Source organism: Microcystis sp. T1-4 (genome assembly GCF_000297435.1).
Taxonomy (GTDB): Bacteria; Cyanobacteriota; Cyanobacteriia; order Cyanobacteriales; family Microcystaceae; genus Microcystis.
On sequence record NZ_CAIP01000047.1, the window covers coordinates 1 to 6,842 of the forward strand.

The 6,842-nt window shown below is 43.1% G+C and carries 6 protein-coding genes and 1 pseudogene; 1 reads left to right on the top strand and 6 read right to left on the bottom strand.

Going from position 1 to position 6,842, the window contains the following annotated elements:
• Positions 1-15: 15 nt before the first annotated feature.
• The 6 genes and pseudogenes from MICAI_RS02725 to MICAI_RS27510 all read right to left on the bottom strand — a co-directional run bounded on the left by MICAI_RS02725 (position 16) and on the right by MICAI_RS27510 (position 5,712).
• Positions 16-402 carry a hypothetical protein gene (locus MICAI_RS02725; RefSeq protein WP_008197417.1) on the bottom strand — a complete coding sequence of 129 codons (387 nt, stop codon included), beginning with the start codon at positions 400-402 and terminating at the stop codon, positions 16-18.
• A gap of 149 nt (positions 403-551) precedes the next feature.
• Entirely contained in the window at positions 552-893 is a 342-nt protein-coding gene (locus MICAI_RS02730; RefSeq protein WP_002793145.1) for a XisI protein, read from the bottom strand.
• Between the two features lie 161 nt (positions 894-1,054).
• Positions 1,055-1,386: pseudogene (locus MICAI_RS22965) on the bottom strand (element excision factor XisH family protein).
• A 317-nt stretch (positions 1,387-1,703) separates the two neighbouring features.
• Entirely contained in the window at positions 1,704-2,909 is a 1,206-nt protein-coding gene (locus tag MICAI_RS02740; RefSeq protein ID WP_008197419.1) for an argininosuccinate synthase, read from the bottom strand.
• A gap of 270 nt (positions 2,910-3,179) precedes the next feature.
• Positions 3,180-5,171 (bottom strand): DICT sensory domain-containing protein, encoded by a 1,992-nt coding sequence (locus MICAI_RS02745; RefSeq protein ID WP_008197420.1) that lies wholly within the window; start codon positions 5,169-5,171, stop codon positions 3,180-3,182.
• Between the two features lie 406 nt (positions 5,172-5,577).
• Complete coding sequence (locus tag MICAI_RS27510) at positions 5,578-5,712, bottom strand: hypothetical protein (protein ID WP_008197421.1); 135 nt, start codon at positions 5,710-5,712, stop codon at positions 5,578-5,580.
• Between the two features lie 82 nt (positions 5,713-5,794).
• On the opposite strand from MICAI_RS27510, the gene MICAI_RS02755 reads away from it, so the two are divergent.
• Positions 5,795-6,733 (top strand): SGNH/GDSL hydrolase family protein, encoded by a 939-nt coding sequence (locus MICAI_RS02755; RefSeq protein ID WP_008197422.1) that lies wholly within the window; start codon positions 5,795-5,797, stop codon positions 6,731-6,733.
• The last annotated feature ends 109 nt before the right edge of the window (positions 6,734-6,842 follow it).

Consider the following 6,842-nt stretch of genomic DNA (forward strand, 5'->3'; position numbering starts at 1 on the left):
GATGCTCCCTAGGATTCATGCTTCTAAGGGTGAAATTAATCCTCTCTTAACCGCTTCATTTAATCCTTGTGCCTTCTTTAACAAGTTTATTTGATAAATTTGCATCAATGACCAAAGTTCCGTATTTTCAAAGGTTGATAAATCCCTCTCTTGTTGTTGATTGAGCAACTCGCTTAATCTTTGATCCTGTTCTGATGCCATTTGTAATTGAGTTAATTTGATAATTTCTTCATCTGATAATGAATTTAGGGATGAGATTTTTTCGCCTTGATAATTGGGACTAATAGAAAAAGCGATCGCTTCTACTAATATATCATTAAGATCACGGTTAATTGAATGGGCTAAGGATTGAGCTAGATTAAAAATCTCATCAGGTAGGGTTAAAGTAATTGAAATGGCCATAAGCCTTTTTTATGTGGGGTTATAGAGATATTATGATTATAGCTCAAATTCTTGTTACCCATAGGGATAAACTGGTTCAAAAGTAACAGAATAGCTCCTTTAAGCTTCTTTTATCAACCTCATATTTCCAGGCAAGATTTACCGATAACTTAACTCACAGCAAACCCAGTTAACTTACGAGTTTCCAGATCGTAAAAAGCTAAAACTATATCTTCTTTAGAAATACCCTCCCTTAATAATTCCGTAGCGATACCTTCCTCTGTCCAATCCTCCTCAATATAAATCTTCTCATTTTTAATCCTAATATGGACTTGAATATTCCTGATTTTTTTCTTGCCTTCCCAACCCATAAAAAGCCAAAAATACTGATCATGTATCTCGTCAAAAACCAGACAACTTTCTTGATCTAAATTAGCAGAACCAGAAACCCATTCGTGATATTCTGTTAATACTTTTTTAATGGCATTGCGATATTTTTCTAGTCTATCCATTGTAAAATTTTCTCCTTTTCCATCTCAACAACCAGCAAAAGTAATTGATTTAAGTAGGTGGGTGGAATTAAATATAAAATGAACGTAGGTTGGGTTGAAGCATGAAACCCAACGCCCGCATGGGTTACGCTACCGCTAACCCATCCTACAAATAATTGTGCCTACCTACTTATTTTCACAATATCCTGAATTGATTCTCGTTGGAAAAAATTTTCATAAATGCTGTCTTTAATGGCTAGATAAATTTGATATTCTGGTTCGGTAAGACTGATTAAATTTCGATATAAAATATCTTGTCCTAAAGCTATTTCAAAATCTCTCATAGGTGAGGGACTTAAAAAGCTTTTGATTTCCACAACAATTTTACGTCCATTTCTTTCAGCAGCCAAAGGTTTTTCTGCTGCTAAATCAGCAAAAATTCAACATCTTTATATTTAATTTTATAAGGATCAGCTAAAATACTCCAACCGTCTTTAATTAAGGCATTTTTCACGGCTTAATGGTAAATATCTTTTGCTGGCATGGTTCTAAAAAAGTAATTTCATTAGTTATATTTAATTTTATTAACAATCCTAAGTCTGATAAAATCGGTGATCAAATTTAAATCAGTTATCGAGTCTGGTTGAAATTTAATTTTTGTTGATTCCCCCCTTAATAAGGGTGCTGATCCCTCCTTATTAAGGTAGGGTTAATTCATGAATTAACCCTACCTTGGGGGGTGCTGATCCCCCCTTCCCCCCTTGATAAGGGGGGTGTTGATCGCTGGGAGGATCTGAATTAAAAACCACTTACTTAGGGGAGAATTGTTGATTACTTACCTCTAGTTTTTTCAGCCCAAACTTTGCTGGGTAATCCCCAAACATAGATGAAACCTTCGGCAGCTTTATGATCAAATTGATCCTCGGCCCCGTAGGTAGCTAAATCGGGAGAATAGATGGAATTGACTGACTGACGACCGACCACTTTAGCGTTACCTTTAAACAGTTTGACTCGCACCGATCCCGTTACCTGTTCTTGGGTTTTGAGGATAAAAGCATCGATCGCTTCCTTTAAGGGACTGTACCACAATCCTTTATAAATTAACTGTCCGTAGGTCTCTTCAATTCCCCGTTTATATTGGGTAACATCTCCAGTTAAAGTCAAACTTTCTAAGTCCCGGTGAGCATCAATTAAAACTAATAAAGCCGGGGCCTCGTAAATTTCTCGCGATTTAATTCCCACTACCCGGTTTTCGATCATATCTAACCGACCAACACCGTGTTTACCCACTAGGTCATTTAATTGACTAATTAGCGTGACGGGAGCGAGATTTTCTCCGTTTAAACTGACGGGAATTCCCTGATTAAAACCGATATCGACGTATTCCGGCTCGTTGGGAGTATCGGCGATCGCTTTGGTCATGAGATAGATTTCTTCCGGGGGTTCCGTCATCGGATCTTCCAAAGGACCGGCTTCAATACTGCGGCCCAACAGGTTACGATCGATACTAAAAGGCGAGGATTTTTTCACGGGGGACTCGATCCCGAATTTTTCCCCGTAGGCGATGGTTTCTTCCCGGCTCATGCCCCATTCCCTGGCGGGAGCGAGAACTTTTAAACTAGGATTGAGGGCCATAATGCCCACATCAAAACGCACTTGATCATTACCTTTGCCGGTGCAACCGTGAGCGACGGCATCGGCCCCGTATTTCTCGGCGGCCTCTACTAATAATTTAGCGATTAAAGGACGAGCCAGGGCGGTAGAAAGGGGATAACGATTTTCATAGAGAGCATTAGCTTGAATTGAGGGAAAAGCGTATTCTTTGACGAATTCTTCCTGAGCATTGACGACTAAGGATTCGATCGCTCCGCAGCGCAGGGCCTTTTCTTGAATTGGTCCTAACTCGTCTCCCTGTCCTAAATCGGCGGCTAGGGTAATCACTTCTTCCACTCCCCATTCCTGTTTGAGATAGGGAATACAAACGGAAGTATCGACTCCTCCGGAATAAGCTAAAACCACTCTCTTGGCGCGTCCCATAATTTTTTCACCTAAAAACGACTAATTGATTACTCTTTTAAGTTTATTATATATCTTGGGGATTTGATGCTTCTTTTTTAATGCTTTTTTATTTATTTTTTGATGAAGAAAAGGAATAGGAAGTCATACTAAATCCGTTAAGTATATGCTACATATCAGGACAGGCAAAAGGCAAGAGGCAAGAGGCAAAAGGGGGAATACATAATCAGTTTTTAATAACTGGATTTAGTATCACGAGCAAAGAGCCAAAACTAAACGGGCAACTGGCCGCTATTTACGTTTACTAGCAGGACGACGGGAGGATTTTTTCGGAGCGGTATTTGGGGGATTATCGTTAGTTTTATCTTTAAATATTGGAATAGTAAAATGAAACTGACTGCCGTTATTTTTGCCCCTCGATTCTGCCCAAATTTCGCCGCCCCAACCATTAACGATCTGACGACAGATAGCCAGTCCTAAACCGGTTCCCCCGGCACTGCGTCGCAGGGCCCCTTCCTCTTGGTAAAAGCGATCAAAAACCTGTTCTAAAAGATTGGGTTCGATGCCCCGTCCGGTGTCAGAAATCGTCACTTCTAGGGTTTTTGGTTTTCCCGAAGCGACTTCGATCGAGACATTTCCCTCCCGGCCGGTAAACTTACAGGCATTATCGAGAAGTTTGGAGAGTAATTCCACTAACCACTCGCCATCGGCTAAAACAAAGGGCAGATTAGGGGGGACAAGATTGATAATTTTTGGGTTTTCGTTGTCGAGATTGCGGGAGTGAACGTGACTGATGGCTAATTCCACACATTCCGATAGGGATAAAGCCTCAGGATTCCAATTAACCCGGCCACTTTCTAACCTGGACAGAGTTAAAAAATCTTGGATTAATTTACGCATTCGTTCCGCATCTTTCAGGGCAGTATCAAGCATAATTTGGCGCATTTCCGCCGGCATATCCGGTTCCGAGGCCAAACTTTCTAGACAGACTTGAATGGTGGACAGGGGGGTGCGTAATTCGTGGCCGGTAATGGCGACTAAATTAGAACGAGTGCGATCGAGGGCGGCTAATTGTTCATTTAAATCCTGTAAATTAGCGTAGGCTTCTGCTTGAATAAGAGCGACTCCGATTTGAGTGGCCACCGCGTCCACCAGGGCGACATCCTCGCTTTTCCAAGTGGTGGTATCGGGTCCACAGTGATGCAGTTCCAACATTCCCAGGAGACGACTTTGGTAAAAAATCGGCACTAATAACCAGGAATAGATGGAACATTCCCGCACGAGATTTTGAATGGAATCGCCGGGGAGACGGGGATCGTGAATAGCGTCTTCGATTTTCAGGGATTCTCTCAATTCCAGCACTTCCTGAAAAAGAGGATTATTTTTCAGGGGCCATTTTTGTCCTTTGATGGAACTAATGCCGGAGTTTAAAAATTCGTGTTCGATGGTGGCGTTAATGTCGGCTTCCTTACAACGATAGACCACGCAGCGACAGACCCCCAATCCTTCGCCCAATTTCCGCACTGCCACCTGGAGGATATCTTCCGGATCGAGGGAACGACGGATCGCCGCTGTCACCGAGTTGATCAGTCTTTCCTTGTGTTCTTTCGATGCCAAGGAACGATTGGCTTTCAGCAGTTTATACTGTCCCGCTTGCAAATAAGTGACCAATCGCTGGACAAAGGGATCTGGTTCCTCTTGATGGTCCCTGTCCGTCAGTTCACAGACTAGGTATTCTTCTTGGGCGCGCCTAATTTTGTGCGCCAGTTCGGGACGATAATCGAGAATATGATTTAAAAGAATTTGGGCCGCCTGTTGACTTACATGGCGATCGCTCGTCCAAATCCCCTCAAAACGGCGATTATTATCCATAGCTGCCCTATTTTCCCCTTCGGCTACCAGATGGGTTCGTTCCCGACAGATCAAACAACTAGCATAATGGCGACCGATAACCACTAGATGCCATTCTTGGGCTAAACTGTCCTCCGGTTGAAAAGCGATCGTCTCGTAAATGTTGGAACTATGCTTAAAATCGGTTTCCGGGGCCGACAAAACATAAACTTGCCCGCTTTTGTGGGCAATGCGTCGATAGCGATGGGCCTCTTGACGATAAAAGCGCTCACGCTGAAAACTGGCAATCACTAACGGTTGATCGTCTTCCGCTAAAACCTGATCCTCCATGGCGTGGGATAGCGCGGTCAGGGATGCTTTGAAGTACATCTGCGATCGCCATTGGGGGAGTAACTGCAACAGTTCTGTTAAAACAGAAGTTGATCTGCTCATCGATGATCTGTTTCGAGTCGGGTGTAACTAGCAGGTGCGATAGAGGGAACTAGCAATTTTTCCCTTGACCCTATCCTACAGGCTCAAGGGGACAATGAGGTGAGATCGTGATGGCAAGAAACTGAAACCGAGTGATGCCAAAAGTGAGCGAAATTAATCTAGTTAACTAGATGTTGCTGAATAAATCTAAACCTTGTTGGGTAAGACTTTTAGACTTTTGGGAAATCAAAAAGTACCCGCGATTGGAGGGATCGGGGGGAAAATTTAGGGACTTTTTCCCTGAAAATTAGGTAATTTACCAGATGAAAATGGGTAAAACCCTACACCCCACCTGCCCCCCCGATGTCGGGGGGGTTGGGGGGGCCACACCCTGCCCCCACGAGAAACTTTTTGCCGCAAACCCTAACTAGGTGTAGGCGACTTTCATGGCCCAAAGGATCAGAGCAATAATACTGCCGATAACAATAATCGACGATATCGCCACTACTGCCGGTTTATCGGCTCCCTCAAATTTCATAATGCCACGATTTAAGTCTGACATTGCCCTTAACTCCTTTTCATGAGATGGATGTGGAAAGTATGAGACACTTTAGGATCATAAATTAGCTAACTCTCATCTATCCGTGTTATTAGAAATTGGTATCATTCGGCTGTCTTTAATCATTCTAGGCGTTCTTTTCGTTCTTGGCCTTCTCCTTGAGGCTATTTTAAGAATTGTCTTCGGCTTCGGTAATCCGCTTATTTACAAAGCTGATGCCGAAATTGGCTATCTTTTGGCTCCTAATCAACAAACGCGCCGTTTTTCCAATTTTATCGCCGTTAATCAGTATTCGATGCGGAGCGATCCGATTACACCCCAACGGCCTCCAGAGACGACGAGAATCATGTTAATCGGTGATTCGATCGCTAATGGCTCCTGGTGGACAGATCAAAAAGAGACCATTGCTGCTTTAATCACCAAAAATTTAGGCCAAAATCTGACGGATTCGGTGCAAGTTCTCAATGCTTCGGCTAATTCTTGGGGACCGCGCAATCAATTGGCCTATCTGCGACGTTTCGGCACCTTTGAATCTCAGGTGATTGTGTTATTAATGAACACCGATGATCTGTTCGCTTTAGCTCCTAGTTCGGCGGTGGTGGGACGAGAAATTAATTATCCCGCTCGCCGGCCTGCTTTAGCTTTAATCGAATTGTACGATCGATATTTTAAGCGTTATCCTCCCCTGCCACCGGTGCGAGAAGGAGGCGATCGAGTGGGCAATAATTTAACCGCTCTTGCCCAAATTCAAGCCCTTGCTCAGGCTCATCAAGCCCGTTTAATTATCGCTATTACCCCCCTCATTCGCGAAGCTCAAAAACAGGGACGAGATTATGAATCGAAAGCCCGTCAAAGACTAGCGGATTTCACCAGCAACCAGCAGATTTTTTATCTAGATTTTCTGCCCATTTTTCAGGCCAATCCTAATCCTGATTCTCTCTATCGCGATAATATTCATCTCAGTGGAGACGGTAACGAGTTAATTAGTCAAAAACTGGCCGAGGCAATCAAAAAGGTCTTTTAATTAGGGCTTACTGAATCAGTTATCAGTTCACATCCTTATAAGTAAACAGTTATCGGTTCACTGTTTACTGTTCACTGTTTACTGAAAATACTCCCCACTCCCCAATTCA